Raw genomic sequence first — 24,575 nt, forward strand, 5'->3', positions numbered from 1 at the left:
TCTCTACCACGGGCTGCTGATCCTGGCCCTGCTCTGGTGGTGCTGGTGCTCGCACATGGTGGCGGCGCACCAGGTCATGCACGGCACCCGGGACCTGGTCCGGATCCGGTTGGCCCGGGACGCCTACGTCTACCTGCACCTGCCCATGATCGCCGCGTTGATCCTGCTCTCCCTCGGGGCGGGAGGCCGAGTGGCGCCGCGACCGTTACGAGCAGTCAGATGACGACGACGATCTTGCCCAGCGCGTGACCGCTCCCGATGTCGCGTACGGCGTCGGGCAGCTCCGCCAGCGGGTAGCTCCGGCCGACCACCGGGACGACCTCACCGGCCTCGATGAACTGACGCAGCGTGTCGAGGTTCGCCGTGGACTCCACCGACACCAGTGGCACCAACCGTTGGCCGACGAACGGCGACAGCAGCAGCGCCCGGAGCTGGCGGTCGAAGCCCTGTAACAACCGGCCGCCGCTGGCCTCGCCACCGACCAGAAGCAGCGTCCCCTTCTCGGTCATGGCTCGCCGCAGGTGTGACAGCGTACGGTTTCCGGCGGTGTCGACGATGACGTCGTACCGGTGTCCCCGGTCGGTGATGTCCTCGCGGGTGTAGTCGACCACGTCCGCCGCACCGATCGACCGGACAAGTTCGATCTTCGAGGTGCTGCACACACCGGTGACGTGGGCCCCGGCCGCCCTGGCGAGCTGGACGGCGTACGTCCCGACGCCACCGCCGGCACCGATCACCAGGACCCGCTGCCCCGCCCGTACGTTGCCCGCGCCGCGCACGGCCGCCAGTGCGGTCTGCCCGGAGATGGGAACGGCCGCGGCCTGCTCGAAGGTGAGGTTGGCCGGTTTGACGGCGAGCCTGCCCTCGGGCGCCACCGTGTACTCGGCGTAGGTGCCCCTGCCGGTGCCGTACACCTCGTCGCCCGGCGCGAACCGGGTGACGCAGGGCCCGACCGCCTCGACCACTCCGGCGAGGTCCATGCCGGGTACGCGGTTGCGGGGGCGGCGCAGCCCGAACATCGGGCGCACCAGGTACGGCAGGCCCGTCATCAGGTGCCAGACGCCGGGATCGACTCCGGCCGCCCGTACCCGGACGAGCACCTCGCCGTCACCAACCCCGGGCACGTCGATCTCGCGGAGGGCGAGCACCTCGGCCGAGCCGTACCTGTCCTGGACGATCGCTCTCATGGCTGCTCCTGCGGCTCGTTCGACGGGTACTGGAAAACATCGACAATCGGTACGCCGAACACCTCGGCGATCTGGAACGCCAGCTCCAGCGACGGCGAGTAGCGGCCCTGCTCGATGGCGATGACGGTCTGCCGGGTGACGCCGATGCGCCGTCCCAGCTCGGCCTGGGTCATCTCGTCGTGGGCGAAGCGCAGGGCGCGGATCGCGTTGGTGATCCGGGTCGGTTTCACCATGACTGGAAGCCCCGGCGGTAGGCGACGACCTTCGCGACCGATCCGACCACGGCCGACAGCACGAAACACAGGTAGATCACGTTGGCGATCCAGAACGGCGCCCACTGCGCCAGCGCCATGCCGAGCGCCGCCACCCCGCCGATCACCACGAACGACTGCCCGATGTGCTCGCCGATCCGGTTGATCTCCCTGTCCCGCTGGTCCCTCTCGTTCGCGCCCTCCGGCGCCACGATCGACACCGCCACGTTCAGCACGATCGCCGCCACGATCGCCCCACCGATGCTCCACAGCAACGGCGCCGCGTACGCCACCTCACTGAGCGGCTCATCTCCCGTGCGGCCGAGCACCACCGCCACGTACGCCGCGTACGCCACGACCGCGACCACCCCCATGATCCACGCGCGCTTCTCGTCGAACGCCACGCCACCCTCCCCATGTAAAAAATCCTTGACACTCCTAATGTAAAGAGATCTCAACATCATGTCAAGAATTCTTTACTCGCCCCACCCGCCCCGAACCCCCACCCCGCCCAAACATCGGGCCTCTCCAGCCCCCGGAACGCAAACCCCGCCCGATATCTCCAGCTCACAACCATTGATCCACAGTAGAAAACAAAGATCGGAGCACGCTTTGATCGGAGGGCTTGACGATCACGAAACCGGACGGCAAAGTCCGAGCGGTATCACGAAAGACTCGGCGGCCTTTCGGAACAACCCCCTCAGGTGCGGCGGCGCGCTCCCTCGACCCGACATTCCTCGGAAGGAGCACCCATGCGCCGACGCCTCCTCGCGTCCGCCGCCAGTGCTGCCCTTGTCCTGACCTCACTTGTCACCCTCACCCCGCCCGCCACCGCCGCGCCCGCCGCGCCAGCGGCAGCGGCAGCGGCAGCGGAGATCCTCCAGGAGGTGACCCTCGCCAAGGGCCCGGTCGCGATGGGCGAACCGATGGCCCTGACCGTGCTGCCGGACCGTACGGTCCTGCACACCTCGCGGGACGGGCGGATCTTCTCCACCGACCCGCTCGGCAACACGAAGCTCGCCGGCACCATCGCGGTCTACACCCACGACGAGGACGGCCTCCAGGGCATCGCGGCCGACCCCGACTTCACCACCAACCGGTGGGTGTACGTCTACTACTCGCCGGTGCTCGCCTCCACCCCGGCCGGCGACGCCCCGTCCAACGGCACCGACGCCGACTTCGCCCGCTGGCAGGGCCACAACCAGCTCTCCCGGTTCACCGTACGGGCGGACGGGACGATCGATCCGGCCAGCGAGAAGAAGATCCTCCAGGTGACCGTCGACCGGGGCATGTGCTGTCACGTCGGCGGCGACCTCGACTTCGACGCCCAGGGCAACCTCTACCTGACCACCGGCGACGACACCCAGCCGTGGTCGTCCAGCGGCTACACGCCGATCGACGAGCGCGACGGCTTCAGCTGGGACTTCGACGCGCAGCGTACCTCCGGCAACTCCAACGACCTGCGCGGCAAACTGCTGCGCATCCACCCGGAGGACGACGGCGGCTACACCGTGCCGGCCGGCAACCTGTTCCCGCCGGGCACCCAGAAGACCCGCCCCGAGATCTACGCCATGGGGTTCCGCAACCCGTTCCGGATGTCCGTCGACAAGCAGACCGGCGTCGTCTACGTCGGCACGTACGCGGCCGACGCCGAGGTCGCCGACCCGAACCGGGGCGACGGCGGGCACCAGGAGTTCGAGCGGATCACCGGGCCGGGCAACTTCGGCTGGCCGTACTGCCAGGGCTACAACTCGCCGTACAACGACTTCGACTTCGCCACCAATACGCCGGGGCCGAAGTTCGACTGCGCCGCACCGGTGAACAACTCACCGCACAACACCGGCCTGACCGAGCTGCCGCCGGCCCAGCCGGCCTGGATCGCGTACGACGGTGGGATGTCCTCGCCGTTGGGTAACGGCGGCGGTCCGATGGCCGGTCCGGTCTACCACTTCGACCCGGCCCTCGACTCGCCGACCAAGCTGCCGGCCAGCTTCGACAACAAGTTCTTCGCCGGGGAGTTCACCCAGGACTGGATCAAGACGATCACCGCCGACGGTGACGGCAGCGCCGGCACGATCGGCGACTTCCCGTGGACCCACACCCACCCGATGGACCTGGCGATGGGTCCGGAGGGCGCGCTCTACGTGCTCGACTACGGCGCCGGCTGGTTCAACGGCGACGAGAACTCGGCGCTCTACCGGATCGAGACCGCCCCGAACGGCAACCGGGCACCGACCGCCGTCGCCACCGCCGACAAGACCTCCGGACCGGGGCCGCTCGCGGTCACGTTCAGCGCCGCCGGGTCGACCGACCCCGAGGGCGACCAGCTCAGCTACGCCTGGACGTTCGGCGACGGTGGCACCTCGACCTCCGCGAACCCCACCCACACGTACGCCGCGAACGGCACCTATCCGGCGAAGCTCACCGTGCAGGACCCGGCCGGCAACTTCGGCAGCTCGACGGTGAACATCACGGTCGGCAACACCGCGCCGACGATCACCATCAGCGGCCCGGCCGCCGGTTCGGTGTTCAACTTCGGTGACGCGGTGCCGTACCAGGTGACGGTCACCGACCCGGAGGACGGGGCGATCGACTGCACCAAGGTCGCGGTCAACTTCGTGCTCGGCCACGACGCGCACGGCCACCCGATGACCAGCGCCACCGGCTGCACCGGGGTCCTCCAGACCACCGCCAACAGCGAGCACGGGCCGAGCGACAACCTCTTCGGCGTGATCGACGCCGCCTACACCGACCGTGCCGGCCTGGCCGGACACGCCCAGGTGGTGCTGCAACCCCGGCACCGCCAGGCGGAGCACTTCGCCGACTCCAGCGGCAACGTGACGATCTACCAGAGCCCGGCGGCCGAGGGCGGCTACGTCGGGGCGATCAACAACGGCGAGTGGGTGTCGTTCTCCCCGTACAACCTGGTCGGGGTCACCGGGTTCACCGCCCGGGTGTCGTCGGCGAACGCCGGTGGCACGCTCCAGGTCCGTACCGGCTCGGCGACCGGGCCGGTGGTCGGCTCGGCCACCGTGGCGGGCACCGGCGGCTGGGAGAACTTCGTCACCGTGACCGGCACGGTCACCGCGTCGGCCGGCACCGACACGCTGTTCCTGACCTTCGCCGGTGACCCGACCGAGGGCCTGTTCAACGTGGACAGTTTCACCTTCACCGGCGGCGGCACCGGCAACAGTGACCTGGCCCGCTACCGACCGGTGACGGCGTCGTCCACCTACGAGGCGTACCGGGTGCCGGGCCTGGCGGTCGACGGTGACGCCAGCACCCGCTGGTCCAGCGAGTACACCGATCCGCAGTCGATCACGGTCGACCTGGGCGCGTCGTACGAGTTGGAGCGGGTCCGGCTGAGCTGGGAGGCGGCGGCGGCGAAGGCGTACGAGATTCAGATCTCGACCGACGGCACCACCTGGACCACCGTGCACAGCACCACCACCGGCAATGGTGGCGTCGACGACATCCAGGTCAGCGGCACCGGCCGGTACGTGCGCATGTACGGCACCCAGCGCACCACCGAGTGGGGCTACTCGCTGTTCGACTTCAACGTCTACGGTCCCTCGGAGGAGGAGAACCCGCCGGAGACGTACCAGGTGATGGTCTTCTCCAAGACCGCCGGGTTCCGCCACGACTCGGTCGGGGCCGGCATCTCCGCGATCGAGGAGCTCGGCCGGGAGAACGGCTTCCGGGTCGACGCGACCGAGGACGCCGGTGCGTTCACCGCCGCCAACCTGGCCCAGTACGAGGCGGTGGTGTTCCTGTCCACCACCGGTGACGCGCTCAACAGTGAGCAGCAGGCGGCGTTCGAGGCGTACATCCGGGGTGGGGGTGGTTTTGTCGGCGTGCACGCGGCGGCCGACACCGAGTACGACTGGCCCTGGTACGGCGGCCTGGTCGGCGCCTGGTTCGACTCGCACCCGGCGACCCAGCCGGCCACCGTACGGTTCGAGGACCGGGCCAACCCGTCGACCGCGCACTTCGCGCCGACCTGGACGCACACCGACGAGTGGTACAACTACCGCACCAATCCCCGGGCCAACGTGAAGGTGCTCGCCACCGTGGACGAGTCGACCTACAGCGGCGGCGGGATGGGCGCGGACCACCCGATCACCTGGTGCCAGGAGTACGACGGCGGCCGGGCCTGGTACACCGGCATGGGTCACACCGCGCAGTCGTTCGCCCAGGAGAACTACACGAAGATGCTGCTCGGCGGCATCCGGTTGGCAGCCGACCAGGCCGACGCCGACTGCCGGCCGGAGACCGGTTACACGCCCCTGTTCGACGGCAGCCAGGCCAGTTTCGACCAGTGGGAGCAGGCCGGTCCGGGCGGGTTCACCCTGGCCGACGGCACGCTCAGCTCGTTCGGCGGAATGGGCCTGCTCTGGTACCCGCAGCGGTCGTACGCGAACTACTCGCTGAAGGTCGACTGGATGATGCCGGGCGACGACAACGGCGGCGTGTTCGTCGGGTTCCCGGATCCGCTGGGTGACCCGTGGAAGCCGGTCGACACCGGGCACGAGATCCAGATCGACGCCAGCGACAACGACCCGACCAGGACCACCGGCAGTGTCTACAGTTTCAGGGCCCCGGACACCGCGCTGCGCGAGGCGAACCTCAACCCGCCCGGTTCCTGGAACACGTACGACGTCCGGGTGCACGGGCAGCGGGTGGAGATCTTCCTCAACGGGGTGAAGATCACCGACTACACCAGTACCCGGAACATCGCCGACGGCCACTTCGGCGTACAGAACGACGGCGCCGGGCTGGAGATCAACTACCGGAACATCCGGATCAGGACGGACTCCGCCGACGACGACACCACCGCCCCGACGACCGGGGCCGAGGTCGCCGGACCGATCACCGCCGGCTGGTACACCGGTCCGGCCACCGTGACGCTGACCTCGACCGACGAGACCGGCGGCAGCGGCGTCGGCTCCACCGAGTACCAGCTCGACGGCGATCCCGCGTGGACCGTCTACACCGGGCCGGTCCAGGTAACCGGCGACGGTCAGCACGTGCTGCGGTACCGGGCCACCGACCGGGCCGGCAACCTGTCCAGCCCCGGCCAGGTCGAGGTGAGGGTCGACGCCACCGCGCCGGTCAGCTCCGCGACCTTCGCCCCGGCCAACGACAACGGCTGGCACGCCGGGACCATCCCGGTCACGCTCGCCGCCACCGACGCCGGATCGGGCACCGGATCGCTCGAATGGTCGCTCGACGGCGGGCCGTGGACGGCGTACTCGACCCCGGTCGACGTCACCGGCGACGGTCAGCACGAGCTGCTCTACCGGGCGAAGGACACCGCCGGCAACGCTGAGACCCTGAAGTCCGCGCTGGTGCGGATCGACGGGACGAAGCCGACCGTGCTCGTCTCCGGGCTCGCCGACGGCCAGCTCTACGGCGACAGCGGGGAGGTCCGGATCACCTTCCAGGCCGTCGACCCGACCTCCGGCGTCGCGGCCACGGTCGGAAAACTCGACGGTACGCCGTACGCCAGCAACACCCTGCAAGCCCTGTACGACCTCACCCTGGGCCTGCACGAGTTGACCGTCACCGCCACCGACAAGGCCGGAAACAGCACCACCAGCTCGGTCCGGTTCTTCGTCACCACCTCGTTCCGGGACATCCAGCACCTGCTTGACCGGTTCGAGGCGACCAGCCGACTGTCCGCCAAGGCACACCGCCAGCTCACCAACAAGCTGACCGCGGCCCGTGACTCGGAGGCGTCCGGCAACGACAGGCGGGCGGTCCAGCAACTCGCCGCCTTCGCCGTACTCGCCTCGGATCCGGCCCTGGTCCCCGACGCCGACGTACGCGGCGTCCTGGTCCGGGACACCGACGCCATGATCGTGTCGCTCGGCGGTGCCGCCAGCACCGCCGGAGTCAGCGCGAACTCCGGCCGCCAACTGGGTGGCACCGGCCGCCCCGACGGTGACACCACCAGGGCCACCGGGGACGGCAAGCTGTAGTCGATCGTCAGGTGGGGGAGGGCCGCCGAACCCGGCCGCCTTCCCCCACCCGACCAGCCATGTTCCCGCTCCTTACACGGCACCATGTCGTCGGGCGGCGGCACGCGGCTGCCGAGCCGGTCGGGAAGGCAATGCCCGGGCCGGACGGCGTAGGAACCACTCGGCCACCGCAAGGTTGATCAGCCAACCGGCGACCACCAGCCCGGCCCGAAGGTTCCCGTCCGGCTGCTCGCCGGTCGCCAGGAGGTAGGGCGCGTGCGTGAACGCCTGGGTGCCGGCGCCGAGGCCGATCGCGTAGCCGCGCACCATCCACCTGCGGTGCCGGGCGAAGTCCCGGCGTAGCGCGGCGGCGAGGCCGAGCAGGATCGAGCCGGCCATGGCCGAGCCGAAGACGAGCCGCATCCCGGCGAGCACGTCGTTGTCATGTGCCGGCAGGTCGTACGCGAACGCCATCCACACGCCGGAGAGCGCGACCGTCAGTCCGCAGGGAACGAGCACCCGACCGGCGAGGCGGTGCCAGCGGCGGCGGCGCAGGCCGGGTACGAACTGGAAGGCGCCGAGGATCGTGTAGACCACCGCGCCGACGATGTGCAGCACCACCGGCAGCGGGTCGGCGACGAAGCGCGCGTTCGCCGCAGTGACCTCCGGCCCGGCGCCCAATTCGGTGAGCCGCCCCGCACCGGCGATCATCGGTATCAGGCCCAGCAGGATCAACGCGGCCGGTAGCCGCCACTCACGCAATGTCATGCCATCGATGGTGGGCGCCGCACCCCGCCCGACTCATCGGCAGATGGGCCGCAGTCGAACCGGCCCATGGTCGTACGCCCTCGTCGTACTTACGCCGGCCCGATCGGCTCCGTCACCAGCGCGCCCGTCTGCGATTGGTGTCGTACGCCCACATCGCGATCTCGACCCGGTTACGTACGCCGAGCTTCGTCATCAGGCTGGTGATGTGCGACTTGACCGTGCTCAACGTGATGTAGAGCTCGTCGGCGATCTCCTTGTTGGTACGCCCCCGCGCGACGGCGACCAGCACCTGCTCCTCCCGATCGGTGAGCGCGTCGATCGGCTGCTTCGGCGGCGCGGGCGGACCCGCGTCGGAGAACGCCTTCAGCAGCCGGGTGGTGACGCTCGGCGCGATCAGCGCGTCCCCGTTGGCAGCCGCGTGCACGGCCTGGCTGAGCAGGTCGGGGCCGGCTTCCTTGAGCAGGAAGCCGCGGGCGCCGGCACGCAGTGCCGCGTACACGTACTCGTCGAGGTCGAAGGTCGTGATGACGACCACCGCGAGCGGCTCCGCGACCGATGGCCCGGCGAGCGCCCGGGTGGCCTCGATGCCGTCCATGACGGGCATGCGAATGTCGAAGAGACACACGTCGGGGCGCAGCCGCCGGGCGAGTTCGACCGCCTGGCGGCCGTCGCCGGCTCCACCGACGACCTCGATGCCGGGCTGCGCGTTCAGGATGATGGTGAGACCGGTACGGACGATTTCCTGGTCGTCAGCGACGAGCACGCGTACGGTCACGCGCCACGCCCGGCGCGCGGAAGCATGGCCGTGACGGTCCACCCACAGTCGGGATCGGGACCGGCCTCGCAGGTGCCGCCGAGCAGGTCGGCGCGCTCCATCATGCCCACCAGGCCGAAACCGGGCGAGCCGGTCGGGCGAGCGGCGCCGGCCTCGCCGTCGTCGCTGACCCGCAGGCGTACGGAAGTGTCGTCGGCCGCGACGCTGACCTCGATGCGGGTGGCGTGACGGGCGTGGCGACGGGCGTTGGTGACCGACTCCTGGGCCAGGCGGTAGAGGGCGGAGCCGACCGTGGGCGGAAGGTCGCCGAGGTCGCCACGGATGTCCACGTCGACGGCCGGACCGGTGCGGAAGCTGCCGGCCAGCCGTTCGATGTCGGCGACCTGCGGGCTGGGGCTCAGGTCGGCGGGCTGGTCGCGGCGCAGGACGCGGACCATCGCGCGCATCTCGGCAAGGGCACGGGATGCCTCGGCCTCGATCACGCGGAGCGCGTCGACGGCGGCGCCCGGCTGGCTCGCCGAGGCGGCGATGCCGGCCTGGGCGCGGATCGCCATCGCCGACACGTGATGGGCCACCGTGTCGTGCAGGTCCCGGGCGAGCCGTTCGCGTTCCAACAGCTTGGCCTGGTCAAGCTCGCGCAGCCGGGCGGCGGCGCGGAACCGGATAGCGGTGCCCAGCGTGGCGGCGGCGAACATCACCGCGAAGCCGGCGACCAACTCGCCGCCGTCGATCGAGCCGACCACCCCGGCCGTGGTCACCTTGGCCACCACGAAGAACGAACCGATCACGGCATCCCGGCCGGAGCCCCAGCGGAACAGCGCGTAGACCAGCAGGACCAGGAAGGTCGTCGTGAGCATCTGGCAGGGATCGCCGGGCAGCACGAACGGGGCGACCGTCGTGAAGCCGAAGGCGATCGCCACCATCACGAGCGGCTTCGTACGCCGCCACAGCAGCGTGGGCAGCAGCGCGAGCGCGATGAGCAGGCAGCCCACCCGCCACGGCAGATCGGGCCGGAAGATCCCTTCCACCACGATCGCCGGCGCGAGGACCGCGATCAACGCCCAGTCGCGCCAGACCCGCGACGGGGCATCTTGGACACGGGGTTCGGCCAACACACCGCGCAGGCGAGGGTGCATAGAACCATCGTACGAACGGTGGTGCGACTCCAGATCGTCCCAAAGTACGACCGGCAGCCCTCCCCGTGTCGAGTGGAGGATTCGAGCTTGACCGATACTCCGATCATCTGCTTATGTTGATGACATGACTAAGTCCTCCGTGCCGATGCGCGAACCCACGTACTTCATCCTCGCCGCGTTGCAGGACGAGCCGTTGCACGGCTACGCCATCGTCAAGCGCGCACACGAGCTGTCCGACGGGCGGGTGCGGTTGACGACCGGCACGCTGTACGCCGCGCTGGACCGGCTCACCGGTGAGGAACTGGTGCAGGTGGCCGAGGAGACGGTGGTCAACGGCCGCGCCCGTCGCACGTACGAGCTGACCGAGCATGGGGTGTCCGCGTTGCAGGAGGAGGCCGCGCGGATGATTGCCGCAGCTCGGGTCGTACGAAATCGTTCCGTGCGGTCGACGGCCGCGACGGTTCGGACGGTGCCGGCATGACCGGGGTGGAGCGCCGCTACCGGTGGCTGCTGCGCGCCTACCCCCGGGCCTATCGGCAGTACCGAGGCGACGAAATGCTGGAAACGCTGCTGGGCACAGGCGAGACGGACCACCGGCACCCGAGTCTCCGGGAGTCCCTGGCCCTCGTGGTGGGAGGGCTCCGGGTCCGCTCCGGTCTGGCCCGGCTCGGCTCCCGAGACACCCTGCGGTCCTCCGCGCTGCGACTGACCGTCCTGTCCCTGCTCGTGTCCGGAATCGCCCTCTCGGCCCTGCCTCTCACGTGGCGCCTATGGACGCTGTTGCCGGGAATTCCATACAACTCTCAGCCCTGGGGGAGCTTCTTCACGCCGGCACTGTTGCTTCTCGCGTTCGTCGCCGCGGCATGGGCTCGCTACCGCCTCGCGTTCCCCTTGACCATTGCCGCCTTCGGCGCGGAAATCTGGTACGCCGTGACGAATTACCTGTGGTATGCGGAGCCATGGAGGGGGCTTGACGACCTGCTGGGGTTCCGGACGGGGCTTTACGTGCCCTGGCAGCTTCCTACGTGGGCGTGCCTGATGGCCGCCCTGGCGATGGTGCCACTACTTCGAGCGGGTCAATCGCGACCGACGCGACCATGGATCTGGCTTGTCGGTGCGGCGTTGACCTTCGCTGTCCTGTCGCCCAATCCGCTCAACGGCTGGGTCGAGCATTTCACCCTGGTGTTCATCGTGCCCGCCGGGCTGGTGGCGGCTCTCGTGGGTGCGGCGCTCGATGTGCGGATATCGATCGCGGCCAGCGCAGTCCTGCTGGCGCTGACCCTGCCCATGTTGGCCTGGGAACAGCACTACGGGATGCTCTACGGTTGGGAATGGGGATTGGGATCGCGACTTAGTTATCGCTTAGCCGCGTTCGGAGTCTTTGTCATCAACGTCATGGTCAGCAGAATGGTCGCCCGCCGGCAAGTCGCCCTATAAACAGCTTGGACGCGCCTGTACGTCGCGCCCAGGTCCTGGGCCGCAGGAGCGGTAGAAGGAATTCGGGGAACTTGGAGGCCCGTCCCAGGACCGTCCTCGGGGAAGACGACGGCTGCGCTGGGACGGGCAGGGTACTGCCGGGGCTTAGCTGGGCTTATTGGATGGGGATGGTGTTCTGACCGACGCCGGGGCACGTGTTGCCCTTGCCCTGTTCCTGGTGGAGGCCGGCGGGCTTGCCAACCGCCGCGTGCACGATCGCGTTGCAGTGGCTACACCGGCTGTTTCCTGCTGCCCTGGGATAGATCCTCGGGGATTTGGTATTCCGGGTAGGGAATGATCTCTTCTGCGTCCCAGTTGTCACCGCCTGGGCCGGAGGTGCGTACGGCCTTCAGGCGGATGACGCTGCCGTCGGTCATGGTGATCACTATGCCGCACGGCTTCATGGCGGTGCCGGGGTCATTGAACGTGTCGATCTTGGCGATGTCGGGGTGATTGGCTCGTTCGAGGAGCTGTCGGGTGAAGTCGATGAACCTGGGCGCCCGCATCAGCGTCCGCCGCCGATCTGGGTGCCGGCCTTCGGCCAGCCGTCCCTGGGGTAGAGGAGCAGCATGCCCTTTGCCCCGTTCTCGAACGCGACCTTCACGCCGGCCGGGCTGTAGGAGTCGCCGGGGACACGGCTGATGTCCGTGACCTCGGGGTGGGCGGCAGCTTCGAACAGGTTCTCGACCAGCTCCAACAGTTCTCGCTCTTTCATAGAAAGGTGTCCAATCGTCCAAAGGGGGGCAATCGCTAAGGCATCCGACCAGTTTGACACGGCGGGCTTTTAGCCCGCCTCAACCTGTGGCGTTCCTTTTTCTCGTTGTGTACGGGTGGTCAGGTGGTCGCGGGACGTCTAGATCGCCCGTAGTCGGCGGCGGAGCGGTGGGTCGTGGATCCAGTCGATGAAGCGGGTTTCGGCTTGTTCGGGGGTCAGGTCGGGTAGGGCCATGGTTGCTTTGTCGCGGAAGCCGCCCATCACCTCGGCGAGTCGGGGTCGGTTGCCCTGGTAGAGGGACCACATGCGGCGGCGGAACACCTGGCAGGGCCATTCCTCGGTGTCGTCCTTGCACCGCCAGTCGTCGCCCGGCCGGTGCGGGGCACCCATCGGGACACCACCGTCGTCTGGGTCGTGTTCCACGCTTCCTCCGTTCAGAGCAGGTGGACCCGCTCGGTGCCGCCGTCGGGGTTCCGCACCGTGAGGCTCCCCCCGCCCCGTTCGGTCAGGTCGAGGACCAGGTCGAAGACCACCAGCGCCCGGTTGATCGTGTCCGTCTTCGTGTCCCGTCTGCGGGCGCACGCCGAGGCGAGCGCGTCGACCGCGCGGGGCATCAGGTTGACCGTGATCTTCGTCAGCGATCGGTCCGGCACCGGCTCAACCACGACGCCTACCGACCACGATCATCGGCACCGTCGGGGCCGGCGGCCGGGTCTCACGCGACCAACACGGGCACGAGCACGGCGCCGCCGGGGTAAGCGGCCCCTCCGTCACCGGGCCACCGGTGCCATTCTTTGGCGTTCGCGTTGCGCCCAGGCCAACTGCGCGCACCCATCCACCCGACACTGCGGACACCGCCGCCCATCGACATGCCCCTGAAGTGTCATGCCGGCGGCCCACCAGATCCCGGCCCTCGTCAACGGCTCATCCTGCCTACTCACAACTCCCCCTTCCCTGCACCGTTCTGCGTACCGGTGCTCACGTCCCGCGCGAGCGCCTGAAGAAACTCGATCGCACGGTCCATGTACGGGCACCCGTACTGGGTGCAATGAAGGCAGACCGGCCGCCAGAGGCGCGAATTGCGGTGCCGCATAACCTCACTCCGAGCGATCCACTTCAACGTGTCGATGCTCAATTCCCCGCCCATCGGTCACCCCGTGGGGTTTCGCCGGATGCGCCCGGACACTCCGATGGCGAAGAACTCCATCGGCGGGTTCCGGCGGTCGCGGTCGTACCGGCCCTCGTTGGGCATCCGCCGCCGCGTGCCGGGGGCCGGGGGCAGGTCGGGCACCCCCTCGCCGGCGATCTCCGGGTCGGCGGTCGGGTTGGTCTCGTCATCGCTCATAGGTGGCGCCTCCTTCTCGAACGGCCGGGTGAACATCGCGCGGCAGGCGCGGTAGTGCGTGGGGTCAGCGCGTCGTCGCGTCATGACCATCGACTCGGGTCGCTCAGGGTCGGGCACCGCTCGCACCCGAGCGGACACGGAGGCCGCCGGTAACCCGGAAGCGCCGTGGTCCGCACGACACCGACCCAGCCCGCCACCCGCTCGTCGTTCGGGCCCAGCTCGACCCCCACCAGGGCAACCCAGTCCGTACGCCCCAAGTCCACGTCAACGGGGTAGTGCGTCACCCGCAGGCGTAGGTCCTGCCAACCCTCGGGCCACTCGAACGGCCCGTGACCGAGCAGGTACGACGTCGGATCGATCGTGAACACATCACCGACCTTGACCAACGGCTCATCCGACACGGCAGCCCCCGTCACGGGACACCCGGCAGCCCGTGCGCTGCCCGAGGGTCAGCCACGGCCCCAGGAACAGCGTCGGACCAGCCCACACCGGGCGGGCGGACGGCGGCGGAATGGGTGGCTGTGGCGCGGCAGACCCGAGGGACCACGGCCAGACACAGCCCCGCCAACGGCGAACCAGAAACATCGTGATACCTCCTCAGGATCAGGTGGGGTCGCCCCGAGTTCGATGAATGTGGGTCCGGGACGACCCCCAGTCCCACCCGTCCACGTCCGGTCGTCCTACCGGGAGGGTCCGAGCGGTTCCTTGGTGACACTCTGGTGTGACGGGGCCTACTCTCGGAACAGGTACGGGCCGGTCAGAGCGCGATCAGATAGAGATCACTAACCATGAGTGAGCGTCGGGCGCTGGCTGCCAGGTTGGGCAGCCGGGGAGCGGCGGGACTCATTTTGGAGAGAGGTAGAAGAGGCGATGCCCATGACCCCCCTTCAGTTTTTCCTTCGGGAGCTGCGAAAGCGCCGCGAGGCGTTCCCGCTGACCCAGGAAGAACTAGGAAAGCGGATCAAGTTCTCGGCCTCCCACGTCAGTGCCGTTGAGCTGGGTAACCGTCCGCCGAAAGAGGACTACCTGACAGCGGTCGACGACGTACTACAGACGAGCGGGCTGTTCTTCACGATGTGGGAAGACCTGGTGAAGGACGAAGCCGCGCCCCGGTGGCTTCGGAAGTGGTTGGAGTACGAACGCGAAGCGCTGGCGCTGCGGTGGTACGAACCGGCCTATGTGCCTGGCCTGTTGCAGACCGAGGCGTACGCACGGGCAACGCTCACGGGCGCGCGGCTGACCGGCGACGAGATCGAGCAGCGCGTCTTATCGCGACTCGAACGCCAGGCCGTGCTCTTGCGAGATCCGCTGCCGCAGGCGTACTTCGTGATAGATGAGCAGGTGATCCGGCGTCCCTGCGGCCGTCCGGGGGTCATGGCTGAGCAACTCGAACACCTCGTAACCCAGGCCGAGCAGGAGCACATTCAGTTGCACGTTGCTCCGGGCGAGGTCGGAGTGTACCCAGGGTTAGCCGGTGCCTTCATCCTCGCCGAACTGCCGGAGAACGTCCGGGTCGGTCATGTTGACGGCCAGCTCAAGGCGGAGATCGTTCTACGGGCGGACGACATTGCTAGCCTGAGCATGACGTGGGAGAGCGTCCGTGGCGTCGCCCTTCCGCGCGGGCAGTCCCTCGATCTACTCAAGGAAGTGGCGAAGACATGGACATGACCGGCGCCAAGTGGCGGAAGTCGACCCGCTCGTCGTCTAACGGCGGGTCATGCGTCGAGGTCGCCGACAACCTCGCGGGCATCGTGCTCGTGCGGGACACCAAGGACCGTGACGGCGGCACGCTGACCTTCGGGCCGGAGGCGTGGCGAGCGTTCGTCGGGCTGGCAAAGCAGCAGTAACCGCCCGTAGCGGGCACGGGGTGTCCTGTCCGCTGACGACTGTGAAGAAAAACGTCATTCTCTATTCCTCCTCCAGAAAAGCGAACTCTTGAGAGAGAAATAGAGAATGACGTTTTTCGTCATCCAGTCCTCGGTGCTCTCTTGGGACAGGATCACGACGCGCTCGGGGTTAAGCCCATATGGTTCCGTGCGTGAGCCGACGTAGAGCGGTTGGTAACCTCGCTGCGCTGGCTCGAAGGGAGGGTGATTCCTGGTCTTCCGCAGACGGCGGACTACGGCCGCGCGGTCTTCCGAGCGGTGGCGTGCTAGCGGATGAAGAGGTGGAGGGGGGTGTCGTGCTCCGGTTGGATCGGCAATCGGTGCTCGACCGGGAGCAGCCCCCGCTACTCACGGTGGTGATCGACGAGGGAGCACCACGGCGGCCGGTAGGTGAGCCACGCGTGGGTGTACACCTCGTTTCCTTGTCAGTCAGGGCTTATCTTGGGATGAGGCCCATGCGTGCTCGCTATGGTGTCGAGTGAGGAGCACCTTGTTACCTGGACAACCAGCTTCAAGGTCAGGTGATTGACGGTGCCGAGAACCTGGCAGGACCTCAGCGAGCGTGGGATCCCATTCTGAGTGAGGCGTTACCCCAGCAACAGACGGCTGAGCTGATCAAGGGAGTAGCGGAGGCATGGACATGATCGAACCGAACTGGCGAACCTCTACACGCAGCTCGGCCAGCGGCGGCGCGTGCGTCGAGGTCGCGGATAACCTCGCGGGCATCGTGCTCGTGCGGGACACCAAGGACCGTGACGGCGGCACGCTGACCTTCGGGCCGGAGGCGTGGCGCGCGTTCGTGGGGCTGGCGAAGCATCAGTAAATGCCTGTAGCGGGCCCGTAGTGCACTGTCTTGAAGCTGGTGGAGGAACTATGACCACAGGTACCCTGATCTGGCGGAAGTCGTCCCGCAGCAATGCAAACGGTGGGGCGTGCGTCGAGGTTGCCGACAACCTCGCGGCCATCGTGCTCGTGCGGGACACCAAGGACCGTGACGGCGGCACGCTGACCTTCGGGCCGGAGGCGTGGCGCGCGTTCGTCGGGCTGGCAAAGCAGCAGTAACCGCCCGTAGCGGGCACGGGGCGCCCTGTCCGCTGACGACTGTGACGAAAAACGTCATTCCCTTATTCCTCCTCAAGAAAAGCGAACTCTTGAGAGAGAAATAGAGAATGACGTTTTTCGTCATCCGCGTCAGTGTCCCGGCGGGCCCGCCGTCTTCGGCCGCTCGCCCGGCGTCTACGCGGCGTTTTGATCCTTCGCGCATCCTTGGGGCAGGATCACGACGTGCATGACCCGACGTGGATGCTTTGGCAGCTCAGGTAGGTGTAAGCCACTCGATCATTTTGTCGGTGAAATCCACCTCATAGGGAAGACCTCGTAAGTCCTCCGCGGTCGCATCCAGGCCGCGAGCCCGAGCCAGCTCGGCCAGCCATGACCAGGGGTGTTCCTGCTCCATCGCGCACTGCTCATCGTCGGGGAGCACGGCGTTCAAGATGTACCGGGTGATGCTTTCCCGAGTCTCGACGAGCGGAACGACACCACCTGGGACACCGGTTGATCTGGCAGTAACAGTGAATCCACGATCCGCATGCAGGAGCACGCGCCGACCGTCCTCCAGCATCGCGTACTCACTGACTATGAAGTTCCGGGTGCTCGCATCCTCGGGGTACGTCCCTCGGAGATCGCAGCTCGCACCCAGGGCGACGATGCGGCCGGGTTCGACTCGGGAAAGATTTTCGGGAGCGCGGTAGGCGCCTGGGTACGGGCGCCAACCAAATTGTCCGCTGCTCACTGTCTGACTCCCGAGACTCCCGTGATCGATTCGGCTGTTACCAAACAAACCGTGCCACCTGATCGCCGGTTACGGGCGTCGCTGGGACGGCGGCGACTGGCGATCAGGTGCTGAACGTGCGGGTTGAGGGATCCCGGCAATACGGTCCAAAAGGGTCGGCGACTCCAATGGTGCAGAGCCCGGAAGACCGCCTACCGTCGCTCCGGACCGACAAGATCCGCGAGACGATATTTAGCGCACGGGGTTTCGGATGGCCCGCCCTTCCGCTCCAAGGGTCGCTGTTGGGCCAGCTCAGGCCATGCTGGTCGGCTCGGATAAGCCGCAGGGGACCGGTAGCCCTCGGCGGGTTCGCGGTGTGGTCGCGCGTACGTGGGATGAGATGCTGCTGGGGTGAGAAGCGCGCGGCGGATGTGGATGCTCTACGAACCCGTGCATGCCGTTACGTACTTCGCGCCGGAGGCACGGCAGGCATACGAGGCGGCCGGGTTACGCGGCTACTGGCGGGGATACTTCGCCGGGCGGGCGGCCCCGCTCGGGCCGGTCGGGGCGGCACCGGTCGTGGCGGTCTTCTTCAACTTCGCGCCCGCCATGGTCGCGCGTGCCCTGCCCGACGTCTGGCAGCGGGCCACTACGGCGGAGACGCTCGCGGCGCGGCTGACCGGGGCCACGGACGCGTTGGCCCGGCTCACCGCCGGCATTCCGGCCGCCACGGTCGAGCTGGCCGCCGACCTGCTGACCGAGGTGGTCGGTCGCCTCGATCCGGCGGGTCGGGTGCTCGGCGCCGCCAACGCGGCGCTGCCGGAGCCGAGGGAACCGCTGGCACGCCTCTGGCAGGCCGCCACCACGCTGCGCGAGCACCGTGGGGACGGGCATGTCGCGGCGCTTGTCGCGGCCGGACTCGGTGGCTGCGAGCCGCTGGTCTGGCGGGCCGCGACGGATCTCGGCCGTGAGGTCCTGCAACCGAACCGGGGCTGGTCCGACAGCGAGTGGGACGCCGCGACACGGCGGCTCGTCGAGCGCGGGTGGCTCGACGGTGACGGCACTGCCACGGCCAGCGGTGTTGCCGCGTACGAGCGGATCGAGGACGTGACCGACGATGTCGCCGCGACGGCCTGGGACGGCGTCGATCCGGAGGTCGCCACAGCGCTGCTGACCCCGATCGCGTACGCCTGCCGGGCCGCGTTGCCCCCGGCCAACCCGATCGGGCTGCCCGCCACCGACGGCAACGATGTCGGCGGCGGGCGGCTCCGGAAACGAGGCGACTGAGCACGGTGACCGAGGCGACTGAGCACGGTCAGAGGGCACGACGATCGCGCACAGACTCACGTCGACCGACCAGGTACGTCGCGTACGCATTGGGGGTGAAGAACGTTGGCAGGGTCTCGCCGAGCGCTGTGCGTACGAAAATCTCCTCGGCCTCGGCCCACCGGTGGCCGGCGGCGTCCGTCGCCTCCCGGACCATCGCGGACTCCTCGGTGAGCAGCTTGCGGACCAGGTCCTCGTCCACCACGCGGCCGTCGGTGAGGCGGGTGCCGGTGTGGATCCACTGCCAGACCTGGCAGCGGGCAATCTCGGCGGTGGCCGCGTCCTCCATCAGGTCGAAGATCGCCACCGCGCCGCTGCCGCCCAGCCAGGCGTCGAGGTAGCGCAGCGCGACGGCGATGTTGTTGCGCAGGCCGGATTCGGTCACCGTGCCACCGGTGGCGGCGACGTCGAGCAACTCGGCCTCGGTCACCCGGACGTCGTCGCGGAGCCGGTCGAGCTGGTGCTCCCTGTCCCCGAGCACCCCGTCGAAGACCTCCCGGCAGATCGGCACCAGGCCCGGATGGGCCACCCATGATCCGTCGAAACCGTCGGCCGCCTCCCGCTCCTTGTCCTGGCGCACCTTTGCCAGCGCCTGCGCGTTGGCGTCCGGATCGCGGCTCGGGATGGCGGCGGCCATGCCGCCGATCGCGTACGCGCCACGCCGGTGGCAGGTCGACACCAGCAGTTCGGTGTACGCGCGCATGAACGGCACCGTCATGCTCACCTGTGCCCGGTCCGGCAGCACGAACTCCGGTCGGGCACCGAACGTCTTGATCAAGCTGAAGATGTAGTCCCAGCGGCCGGCGTTGAGCCCCGCGCAGTGGTCGCGCAGCTCGTACAGGATCTCTTCCATCTCGAACGCGGCCGTGATCGTCTCGATCAGTACGGTGGCCCGGATCGTGCCGTGCGGCATCCCGAGCAGCCGCTGTGCCAGCACGAACACGTCGTTCCAGAGCCGCGCCTCCAGGTGACTCTCCAGCTTCGGCAGGTAGAAGTACGGTCCATGGCCCCGGTCGAGTTGCCGCCGACCGCAGTGGAAGAGGTAGAGCCCGAAGTCGACCAGGCTCGCCGCCACCGGGCGCCCGTCCACCAGCACGTGCTTGTCCACCAGGTGCCAGCCGCGCGGCCGGACCACTATCGTCGCCGGGTCCGGCCCGACCCGGTACCGCTTACCGGTCTCGGCGGTGAAGTCCAACCGGCCGTCGATCGCGTCGCGCAGGTTGAGTTGCCCGCCGACCAGGTTGGACCAGGTGGGGGAGAGGGCGTCCTCGAAGTCGGCCAGCCAGACCCGGGCACCGGAGTTGAGCGCGTTGACCGTCATCCGCCGGTCCGGCGGCCCGGTGATCTCGACCCGCCGGTCGGTCAGCCCCGGTCCGGCACCGGCGACCCGCCAACTCCCGTCGGCCCGGATCGGGGCGGTTGCGGCCAGCCAGCCCAGCGACTCCTCGCCCCGGGCCAGTCGGTCCCGGCGCTGGGCCCGCGCGACCAGCAGCTCGGCCCGCCGGCCGGCGAACTCGGCGTCCAGCCGGGCGACGAACGCCAGCGCCTCCGGGGTGAGGATCTCCTCAAACCGATCACCGTACGGACCGACGACCGTGAGCTGCGAACGCATCGTCGCCGGCATCACGACACCGTCCCGGTGAACTGTTCCTCCTCGGTCGACCCGCGCAGCGCGACGGTGTCACTGGTCGGGTTGATTACGGTGCTGACCAGGTCGAAGTAGCCGGTGCCGACCTCGCGCTGGTGCCGGGTGGCGGTGTAGCCGTCGGCCTCGGCGGCGAACTCGCGCTCCTGAAGGTCGACGTACGCCGACATGCCGTTTGCGGCGTAGCCGTGGGCGAGCGAGAACATCGAGTGGTTCAGCGCGTGGAACCCGGCCAGCGTGATGAACTGGAATTTGTACCCCATATGGCCCAGCTCCCGCTGGAACTTGGCGATCGTCGCGTCGTCCAGGTGCCTACGCCAGTTGAACGACGGCGAGCAGTTGTAGGCAAGCAACTGGTCCGGGTACTCGGCCTTGATCGCCTCGGCGAACGTACGGGCCGCGTCCAGGTCGGGAGTGGACGTTTCCATCCAGAGCAGTTCGGCGTACGGCGCGTAGGCGAGCCCTCGGGCGATGCACGGGGCCATGCCCGGCCGGACCCGGTAGAACCCCTCGGCCGAGCGCTCACCGGTGAGGAACTCCCGGTCGCGCTCGTCCACGTCGGTCGTGATCAGCGTCGCCGCGTCCGCGTCCGTCCGCGCCATGAGCAGCGTCGGCACGTCGGCCACGTCCGCGGCCAGCCGGGCGGCGTTCAGCGTACGGATGTGCTGGCCGGTCGGGATCAGCACCTTGCCGCCCAGGTGGCCGCACTTCTTCTCCGAGGCGAGCTGGTCCTCCCAGTGCACCGCCGCCGCGCCGGCCGTGATCATGGCACCCATCAGCTCGTACGCGTTGAGCACCCCGCCGAAGCCGGCCTCGGCGTCGGCGACGATCGGGACCAACCAGTCCGCCGGCCCGCCCACACCGCCCTCGGCGTGCCGGATCCGGTCGGCCCGCAGCAGCGCGTTGTTGATCCGCCGCACCACCGCCGGCACCGAGTTCGCCGGGTAGAGGCTCTGGTCGGGATAGGTCTGGCCGGCGAGGTTGGCGTCGGCGGCGACCTGCCAGCCGGAGAGGTAGATGGCCCTGAGGCCCGCGGCCACCTGCTGCACCGCCTGGTTGCCGGTCAACGCCCCGAGCGCGGGCACGAAGTCCTCGCCGTGCAGCGACTCCCACAGCCGCTGCGCGCCGCGCCGGGCCAGCGTCTGCTCCTCCACCACGCTGCCGCGCAGCCGAACCACGTCGTCGGCCGAGTACGCCCGCCGGATGTCGCGCCAGCGCGGATCCCGCTCCCACCGCCGGGCCAGTTCCCCGGCCGTGCCCGCCGTCCCCGATGCCGATTCCGGCGCCGTGCTTGTTGTCGTCGGTGCGGTGAACTCGTCCATGTCAATGTCCTTCCATCCTGATTTGCTTGACTCGGCACTGCCCATGGATCGACCGTGACATAGGTGAACGCGCTGGTCGACGGCCCCAATCAGCCAACAGTTGCCAATCTTCGCCCCGGTTTTGCAAAGGTTGCGAAGGTACTGTTGGCAAACTGGCGGGCCCACGGGCGGACAAACGCAGGAGAACCGACGGCGAGGGGAGAGCGCTGATGCAGAAGGACGTGGCCGGCGCGCGGCTACGCAGGCTGCGCGAGGAACGCCGGATGACGCAGGCCGCCTTCGCCCGGATGCTCGGCATCTCGCCGAGCTACCTCAACCAGATCGAGCACGGATCGCGGCCACTGACCGTACCGGTGCTCTTGAGCATCAGCGAGTCGCTGGGGGTGGACGCCGGTTTCTTCGCCACCCACGACACGGCCAGGCTGACCGCCGAGATCCGGGAGGTCTCCTCCGACGACACGCTGCGCATCGACATCCCGACCGAGGAGGCCGCCGAGCTGGCCCAACGCCTGCCGCACACCGCGCACGCGCTGGTCACCATGCACCGCCGCTACCGGCAGCTCGCCGAACAGCTGGCCGCCCTCACCGGCGACCGCGAGCACGAGGTCGGCGAGCTGGGGTCCGGGCCGCACGAGGAGATCCGCGACTACTTCTACCAGCGGCACAACTACATCGCCGAACTCGACGAGGCGGCCGAACGGCTCGCCGCCGTCATCGGCATCCGTCCCGGCGACATGCGTCCGCTGCTGGCGCAGCGGTTGGGCGTACACGGGATCAGGGTCCGGGTCGGCGATCCCGGCTCCGGTGGCGACGGCGACGAACTGCACCGGTACGACCCGAGGAGCCAGCTGCTGCACCTGTCCGGTTACCTGCGGCCGGGGCAGTTGGCGATCCGGATGGCGACCCAGCTCGCCTTCGCCGAGGTCGGTGACAGCCTCGACAACCTGGTCGACGCGGCATCGCTGAGCAGCCCGGACTCCGAGACACTGGCCCGGATCGGGCTGGCCAAGTACTTTGCCGCCGCGCTGATCCTGCCGTACGGCGACTTCCACGCGCGGGCAGAGGAGTTCCGCTACGACCTCGACCGGCTCGCCACCCACTACGGCGTCGGGTACGAGACCGTCTGTCACCGGGTCAGCACGCTCCAGCGCCCACGGGCGCGCGGGGTCGCCTTCTCGTTCGTCCGGGTCGACCGGGCCGGCAACATGTCCAAGCGGCAGTCGGCGACCGGCTTCCACTTCTCCCGTACCGGTGGGACCTGCCCGCTGTGGAACGTCTACGAGGCGTTCGCCGCACCGGGCAGGATCCTGACCCAGATCGCGGCGATGCCCGACGGCCGGCGCTACTTCTGGATCGCCCGAACCGTCACCCGCGCCCCCGGCCGGTACGGGCGCCCCGGCAAGTCCTTCGCCATCGGCCTCGGCTGCGACCTGCGCCAGGCCGGTCGTCTTGTCTACTCGACCGGGCTGGATCTCGACAACGCCGACGCCGCCGTGCCGATCGGCATCGGCTGCAAGGTCTGCGAACGCAGCGGCTGTGCGCAGCGGGCCTTCCCCCAGATCGGGCGAGGGCTGTCCATCGACGAGAACCACAGCACCTTCGCGCCGTACCCGGTCGCCGACCCGGACCGCTGACCGTCTCCGTTCAGAGCCAGTTGCGGCGCTTGAACACCAGGTAGAGACAGGTGCAGACCAGGGCCATCAGCGACAGCGCGAACGGGTAGCCGAAGCTCCAGTGCAGTTCCGGGATGTGGTCGAAGTTCATCCCGTAGATGGTGCCGATCAGGGTCGGGGCGAACAGGATCGCCGCCCACGCGGAGATCTTCTTGACCTCCTCGTTCTGCGTGTAGCTGGCCTCGGTCAGGCGCTTGACCTCCTCGTTCTGTGCCTGCGAGACCAGGGTGGCGTTCAGGGTGCGGATGTCGGTGAGGATCTGCCGGAAGCCGTCGACCCGTTCGGCGGCGGTGGTGGCGTGGTCGGCCACGTCGCCCAGGTAGCGGCGCAGCTCCTCGCCGGTGCCGTGTTTGGCGAAGCCGGCGGTCAGCGCCCGCAGGATGTCCAGCAGGGGCCGGGAGGCGCGCTGGAACTCGATCACCTCACGGGAGAGTTCGTAGATCCGCCGGGTCACCTTCGGATCGCCGCCGAAAACCTCGGTCTCGATTTCGTCGATGTCGTGTTGCAGCCCGGCGACCACCGGGGCGTAACCGTCGACCACCGCGTCGAGGATCGCGTACAGCACCGCCTCCGGGCCGCGTCGCAGCAGGTCGGGGTCGTCCTCCAGCCGGCGCCGGACCGCGCCCATGTCCGGTGCCTCACCGTGCCGGACGGTGAGGACGAAGTTCGGGCCGACGAACACGTGCAGTTCGCCGAAGTCGACCTCCTCGATCTCGTCGAGGTAGCGGGCGGCGCGCAGCACCACGAACAGGGTCTCGCCGTACCGTTCCAGCTTGGGACGCTGGTGGGCGACGACGGCGTCCTCCACCGCGAGTTCGTGCAGGCCGAACTCCTCGGCCACCGCCATGAGCTGCGCCTCGGCCGGTCGGTACAGGCCGATCCAGGCCATCGTGCCGGGCTGTCGGCGGAGCAGTTCGCAGGTCCCGGTGACGCTGGCCGGCGCGTCGACGCGGTGGCCGTCCCGGTAGATGCCGGAGGTGACCACGCTCGCCTCGACCGGCGCCGACTGGTTGGCGGCGCGGGGGTCCATCGACAGTTCCGGTGGCGACGGCTGCGGGTAGCGCTCGTGCGACCGCCGCCAGGCGCGTTTTGCCGGACGCTGGGCGCGGGACCGCCAATCGGACATGCCACGCCTCCACCCCCGGTGGGCCGACAACCCTCGTACCCACAGTTCCAGAGATCGCCGGTGCCCGGACCAGCCCCGGCGGATCCGGAGGATTCAGCTGTGGTTCCTGTGCGGTCTGCCGGCTGACCCGCGTCACTCAATGTAAGGAGTCTTTACAGTAGGTTCCATCGGCGCCTATCATTCGACCAGCGTCCTTCGCGTTGATCACCCAAC

27 protein-coding genes are annotated in these 24,575 nt (G+C 68.8%); 12 read left to right on the top strand and 15 right to left on the bottom strand.

The window, feature by feature from the left end; all coding sequences use genetic code 11:
* Positions 1 to 16: 16 nt before the first annotated feature.
* On the top strand, positions 17 to 223 hold the full coding sequence (locus tag OG792_RS12225; RefSeq protein WP_442932466.1) for a low temperature requirement protein A: 207 nt from the start codon (positions 17 to 19) through the stop codon (positions 221 to 223).
* Here the strand turns inward: OG792_RS12225 and OG792_RS12230 are convergent.
* From OG792_RS12230 to OG792_RS12240, 3 genes are read right to left on the bottom strand one after another with little or no spacing between them, the layout of a single operon-like run.
* Positions 216 to 1,187 carry an NAD(P)-dependent alcohol dehydrogenase gene (locus OG792_RS12230; RefSeq protein ID WP_329109526.1) on the bottom strand — a complete coding sequence of 324 codons (972 nt, stop codon included), beginning with the start codon at positions 1,185 to 1,187 and terminating at the stop codon, positions 216 to 218. The genes OG792_RS12225 and OG792_RS12230 overlap by 8 nt on opposite strands.
* The gene (locus OG792_RS12235) at positions 1,184 to 1,420 is read right to left on the bottom strand and encodes a helix-turn-helix transcriptional regulator (RefSeq protein WP_329109528.1); all 237 of its coding nucleotides are present in this window, start codon (positions 1,418 to 1,420) and stop codon (positions 1,184 to 1,186) included. The genes OG792_RS12230 and OG792_RS12235 overlap by 4 nt, the downstream gene beginning before the upstream one ends.
* On the bottom strand, positions 1,414 to 1,842 hold the full coding sequence (locus OG792_RS12240; RefSeq protein ID WP_329109529.1) for a hypothetical protein: 429 nt from the start codon (positions 1,840 to 1,842) through the stop codon (positions 1,414 to 1,416). Before OG792_RS12240 ends, OG792_RS12235 begins: the two co-directional genes overlap by 7 nt.
* Before the next feature lie 348 nt (positions 1,843 to 2,190).
* On the opposite strand from OG792_RS12240, the gene OG792_RS12245 reads away from it, so the two are divergent.
* A complete protein-coding gene (locus OG792_RS12245; protein WP_329109531.1) occupies positions 2,191 to 7,419 on the top strand; it encodes a ThuA domain-containing protein in 5,229 nt (1,742 codons plus the stop codon).
* Between the two features lie 72 nt (positions 7,420 to 7,491).
* On the opposite strand, the gene OG792_RS12250 is transcribed toward OG792_RS12245, so the two are convergent.
* The 3 genes from OG792_RS12250 to OG792_RS12260 all read right to left on the bottom strand — a co-directional run bounded on the left by OG792_RS12250 (position 7,492) and on the right by OG792_RS12260 (position 10,077).
* On the bottom strand, positions 7,492 to 8,166 hold the full coding sequence (locus OG792_RS12250) for a DUF2306 domain-containing protein (protein ID WP_329109533.1): 675 nt from the start codon (positions 8,164 to 8,166) through the stop codon (positions 7,492 to 7,494).
* Between the two features lie 112 nt (positions 8,167 to 8,278).
* Positions 8,279 to 8,941, bottom strand: a complete 663-nt coding sequence (locus tag OG792_RS12255; protein ID WP_329109534.1) for a response regulator transcription factor — start codon at positions 8,939 to 8,941, stop codon at positions 8,279 to 8,281.
* The gene (locus OG792_RS12260) at positions 8,938 to 10,077 is read right to left on the bottom strand and encodes a sensor histidine kinase (RefSeq protein WP_329109535.1); all 1,140 of its coding nucleotides are present in this window, start codon (positions 10,075 to 10,077) and stop codon (positions 8,938 to 8,940) included. Before OG792_RS12260 ends, OG792_RS12255 begins: the two co-directional genes overlap by 4 nt.
* 124 nt (positions 10,078 to 10,201) lie before the next feature.
* Here OG792_RS12260 and OG792_RS12265 point away from each other — a divergent pair, with 124 nt between their 5' ends.
* Together OG792_RS12265 and OG792_RS12270 are read left to right on the top strand one after the other, a co-directional pair.
* The gene (locus OG792_RS12265; protein WP_329109537.1) at positions 10,202 to 10,558 is read left to right on the top strand and encodes a PadR family transcriptional regulator; all 357 of its coding nucleotides are present in this window, start codon (positions 10,202 to 10,204) and stop codon (positions 10,556 to 10,558) included.
* Positions 10,555 to 11,514, top strand: a complete 960-nt coding sequence (locus OG792_RS12270; RefSeq protein WP_329109538.1) for a hypothetical protein — start codon at positions 10,555 to 10,557, stop codon at positions 11,512 to 11,514. The genes OG792_RS12265 and OG792_RS12270 overlap by 4 nt, the downstream gene beginning before the upstream one ends.
* Positions 11,515 to 11,783: 269 nt before the next feature.
* Here the strand turns inward: OG792_RS12270 and OG792_RS12275 are convergent, their stop codons facing one another.
* From OG792_RS12275 to OG792_RS12295, 5 genes are all read right to left on the bottom strand, one after another.
* On the bottom strand, positions 11,784 to 12,059 hold the full coding sequence (locus OG792_RS12275; protein ID WP_329109539.1) for a hypothetical protein: 276 nt from the start codon (positions 12,057 to 12,059) through the stop codon (positions 11,784 to 11,786).
* On the bottom strand, positions 12,059 to 12,268 hold the full coding sequence (locus OG792_RS12280; RefSeq protein ID WP_329109540.1) for a hypothetical protein: 210 nt from the start codon (positions 12,266 to 12,268) through the stop codon (positions 12,059 to 12,061). The genes OG792_RS12275 and OG792_RS12280 overlap by 1 nt, the downstream gene beginning before the upstream one ends.
* Before the next feature lie 138 nt (positions 12,269 to 12,406).
* Positions 12,407 to 12,691, bottom strand: coding sequence for a hypothetical protein (locus OG792_RS12285; RefSeq protein WP_329109542.1), 285 nt, complete (start codon positions 12,689 to 12,691; stop codon positions 12,407 to 12,409).
* A gap of 11 nt (positions 12,692 to 12,702) precedes the next feature.
* On the bottom strand, positions 12,703 to 12,921 hold the full coding sequence (locus OG792_RS12290) for a hypothetical protein (RefSeq protein WP_329109544.1): 219 nt from the start codon (positions 12,919 to 12,921) through the stop codon (positions 12,703 to 12,705).
* A gap of 497 nt (positions 12,922 to 13,418) precedes the next feature.
* A complete protein-coding gene (locus OG792_RS12295) occupies positions 13,419 to 13,613 on the bottom strand; it encodes a hypothetical protein (RefSeq protein WP_329109546.1) in 195 nt (64 codons plus the stop codon).
* An 870-nt stretch (positions 13,614 to 14,483) separates the two neighbouring features.
* Here OG792_RS12295 and OG792_RS12300 point away from each other — a divergent pair.
* The 6 genes from OG792_RS12300 (at position 14,484) to OG792_RS12320 (ending at position 16,561) form a co-directional block, all read left to right on the top strand.
* Positions 14,484 to 15,281 carry a helix-turn-helix domain-containing protein gene (locus OG792_RS12300; protein ID WP_442932405.1) on the top strand — a complete coding sequence of 266 codons (798 nt, stop codon included), beginning with the start codon at positions 14,484 to 14,486 and terminating at the stop codon, positions 15,279 to 15,281.
* Positions 15,272 to 15,460: a DUF397 domain-containing protein gene (locus OG792_RS12305; protein WP_329109547.1), complete on the top strand. Its 189-nt coding sequence runs from the start codon at positions 15,272 to 15,274 to the stop codon at positions 15,458 to 15,460. Before OG792_RS12300 ends, OG792_RS12305 begins: the two co-directional genes overlap by 10 nt.
* A 210-nt stretch (positions 15,461 to 15,670) precedes the next feature.
* Entirely contained in the window at positions 15,671 to 15,769 is a 99-nt protein-coding gene (locus OG792_RS34670) for a hypothetical protein (RefSeq protein WP_442932406.1), read from the top strand.
* Positions 15,763 to 15,981: a Scr1 family TA system antitoxin-like transcriptional regulator gene (locus OG792_RS34675; RefSeq protein ID WP_442932407.1), complete on the top strand. Its 219-nt coding sequence runs from the start codon at positions 15,763 to 15,765 to the stop codon at positions 15,979 to 15,981. The genes OG792_RS34670 and OG792_RS34675 overlap by 7 nt, the downstream gene beginning before the upstream one ends.
* 152 nt (positions 15,982 to 16,133) lie before the next feature.
* On the top strand, positions 16,134 to 16,322 hold the full coding sequence (locus tag OG792_RS12315; RefSeq protein ID WP_329109548.1) for a DUF397 domain-containing protein: 189 nt from the start codon (positions 16,134 to 16,136) through the stop codon (positions 16,320 to 16,322).
* Positions 16,323 to 16,372: 50 nt separating this feature from the next.
* Complete coding sequence (locus tag OG792_RS12320; RefSeq protein ID WP_329109549.1) at positions 16,373 to 16,561, top strand: DUF397 domain-containing protein; 189 nt, start codon at positions 16,373 to 16,375, stop codon at positions 16,559 to 16,561.
* 253 nt (positions 16,562 to 16,814) lie between these two features.
* On the opposite strand, the gene OG792_RS12325 is transcribed toward OG792_RS12320, so the two are convergent.
* Complete coding sequence (locus OG792_RS12325; protein WP_329109550.1) at positions 16,815 to 17,291, bottom strand: hypothetical protein; 477 nt, start codon at positions 17,289 to 17,291, stop codon at positions 16,815 to 16,817.
* 408 nt (positions 17,292 to 17,699) lie between these two features.
* Between OG792_RS12325 and OG792_RS12330 the strand changes: the two genes are divergently transcribed.
* Positions 17,700 to 18,557 carry an SCO6745 family protein gene (locus OG792_RS12330; protein WP_329111231.1) on the top strand — a complete coding sequence of 286 codons (858 nt, stop codon included), beginning with the start codon at positions 17,700 to 17,702 and terminating at the stop codon, positions 18,555 to 18,557.
* Positions 18,558 to 18,585: 28 nt separating this feature from the next.
* Here OG792_RS12330 and aceB read toward each other — a convergent pair whose 3' ends face one another.
* Both aceB and aceA read right to left on the bottom strand, forming a co-directional pair.
* Positions 18,586 to 20,208: a malate synthase A gene (aceB, locus tag OG792_RS12335; RefSeq protein ID WP_329109551.1), complete on the bottom strand. Its 1,623-nt coding sequence runs from the start codon at positions 20,206 to 20,208 to the stop codon at positions 18,586 to 18,588.
* Between the two features lie 11 nt (positions 20,209 to 20,219).
* A complete protein-coding gene (gene aceA, locus OG792_RS12340; RefSeq protein ID WP_329109553.1) occupies positions 20,220 to 21,563 on the bottom strand; it encodes an isocitrate lyase in 1,344 nt (447 codons plus the stop codon).
* A gap of 209 nt (positions 21,564 to 21,772) precedes the next feature.
* Here aceA and OG792_RS12345 point away from each other — a divergent pair, with 209 nt between their 5' ends.
* Positions 21,773 to 23,197 (top strand): short-chain fatty acyl-CoA regulator family protein, encoded by a 1,425-nt coding sequence (locus OG792_RS12345; protein ID WP_329109554.1) that lies wholly within the window; start codon positions 21,773 to 21,775, stop codon positions 23,195 to 23,197.
* 10 nt (positions 23,198 to 23,207) lie between these two features.
* Here OG792_RS12345 and OG792_RS12350 read toward each other — a convergent pair whose 3' ends face one another.
* Complete coding sequence (locus OG792_RS12350; protein WP_329109555.1) at positions 23,208 to 24,362, bottom strand: magnesium and cobalt transport protein CorA; 1,155 nt, start codon at positions 24,360 to 24,362, stop codon at positions 23,208 to 23,210.
* Positions 24,363 to 24,575 lie beyond the last annotated feature (213 nt).

The sequence above is a fragment of the Micromonospora sp. NBC_01699 genome, assembly GCF_036250065.1.
GTDB lineage: Bacteria > Actinomycetota > Actinomycetes > Mycobacteriales > Micromonosporaceae > Micromonospora_G.